Consider the following 2,159-nt stretch of genomic DNA (forward strand, 5'->3'; position numbering starts at 1 on the left):
GTTCAGGAAATCATGTTGTCTGCTGTAAACGACTGAATTGGGCTCGGTGCCATCGTTGTCTGCTGTTAGCATGATTGGCCGCACGCAGCCCTAAGCGGCCCTTCAAATCCGAGCTTTGCAGTTACTGAAATGCGCGATCAAGCTGCCGGTTTTCCCAGCGCAACTTGGTTCCGGCACCGCTAATCTGGCAACCCTGCCCGGCGAAGCGCTTCAAAGTAACGTTCAGCGCCTTCTGAACCGCCATAGTCCACGTTGCTACGCCATTTCGAGATCGTTTCATCAGGTTCCATTTGCAGCATTTGCGCCAACGCCGCAGACGCCTTTTCAGGTTCCCCAAGCATAGCGTGAGCAGCGGCTCTCGTGCTGTGAAGTGCGGCATAGTTCTTTGAAAAGCGCAAACCTGCCTCAGCATAGGCGATAGCATCATGGTCTCGACCAAGCATTACGCAAGAGGTGGCGGCCCCTCCGGAAGCACCCACGAAAACGGCCCCATATCGGCCCAACCGGAGCGCCGTCTGAAAGCAGCTTAGTGCCATTTTAGGAAACCCGGCCCAGTTGTATCCCCAACCCATGAACAAATGCAGGCGGGCATCTAGTGGCGCTCGTTGCCGGATTTGCTCCAGCGCCACGGAGAGTCGATCCGCGTCCCCGTCGACATTGTAGTCAGCCACTGCAACACTCAGATCAAGCGTTGGGCTTTGACCCGCCATGTGTCGTCCGGCCTCGATCCAGTGTGGCAGCTTCTCGTAGTAGGATGACAGATCGCGTCGAAGATCATAGGTTCTCGCACCATTCATTGTCCAAATAGCTTCGGCATAAGCGGCGGCGAGGGTTGGTTTGGCATCGATGGCCCTGGCGTGGTACGACAACGTCTCTTTATAGCTGTCGATGCTGGCCTCCGACCATGTGATCATGCCCATCAAGACGCACTGTTCGGCAGTCAGCTCGTCTTCAGGTAAAGCAGAGAGCTTTGCGGTCAGCGACTGGATCAAGATCCCGCTAACGGCATCCAACAGCTTTTCTACAACCTCGTCTTGCCAATCAAAGATAGCTTCGACCGAACCGTCGAACTTCTGAGTCCAGATTTCAGAACCAGAAGAGTCATTTAAGCGTGCTTCCAGACGCAATCGGTCGCCGTGTCCACGCAGCACGCCGCGAAGTGCATATCCCTCTGATGCTTCCGTGGAGGTTATTGCCGCGTTTAACCAGTTGATCGTCCGAAAATAAGAACCGAAATCTGAAGTGAGAGCTGCGGCCATTTCCTTGAGCTCAGCGCGTTGGTCGCTGCACGTGACAGGATGGATGGATAGCTTTGGCAAGCTCGTCTCTGTAAAAGAAGGCGAACTTTGCGGTGCACTCAGTTGTGGTCCATCGTGAATCCACACATCCAGGCTGCGTTGGATGTTCTTGAGCTTCTTTTTCCCAACTGCTTTGAAAGCGTCTGCCAGAGTGTGTTCAAGGTTCAAATGTACGGGTTCAGAAATTGCGATGCCACCGGTTGGCGCAATGCTCTCAAGCCGTGCGGCAATGTTCACACCGTCACCCAGGATGTCATCACCTTTTTCTGTGATGTCACCCACATGAACACCGATCCGCATGTTTATTAACGAGTATTCAGCCAACTGCTCTTGTAGCTGCATTGCTGCGGTTACAGCTTGCGCCGCGCTGTCAAATTGCACCAGCCAACCATCGCCCATGCTCTTCACGACACGACCTGATTGGCCGGCTATCGTTGGGGTGACGATGTCGCTTTCCAGGTGATCAAGCATTAGAATTGTGGCTTGCTCATCTTTGTGCATAAGCGCCGAATACCCAACGACATCCGCGGCTAGAATTGCCGCCAACCTTCGTTGCAACTGTTGTCCCTTGTTCGACATGCGTTCGACGATAGATGATGCGGCCCTCTACTCCAACTGCCTGAATGCGAGGTTCGCTCGGGGCTCTTTACTGATGCTCTCCGCCCTTGGCATCAGCGTCAGTTCGCGGTCCAATTCGGGGATAACCATCACTTGTAGATTGCCGCATAGCGAGGTGCGAAGAACTTGACGAAGGCTCTGACCTCGGGCCGGGGTGTTGTCACGTTAACTTCCGACCCACCAAGGAATGCTGATGCCCGGACTTCAAGCAGCTCGAGTGGCGGCATTCCAGGCGTCAAATGC

Annotated in this window: 1 protein-coding gene; it reads right to left on the reverse strand. The window is 54.4% G+C overall.

What is annotated here, in order from left to right:
• Positions 1-179: 179 nt before the first annotated feature.
• Positions 180-1,877 (reverse strand): adenylate/guanylate cyclase domain-containing protein, encoded by a 1,698-nt coding sequence (locus tag ACR0ER_RS25495; RefSeq protein WP_480771261.1) that lies wholly within the window; start codon positions 1,875-1,877, stop codon positions 180-182.
• Positions 1,878-2,159 lie beyond the last annotated feature (282 nt).

The organism is Ruegeria sp. CH8, assembly GCF_056536985.1.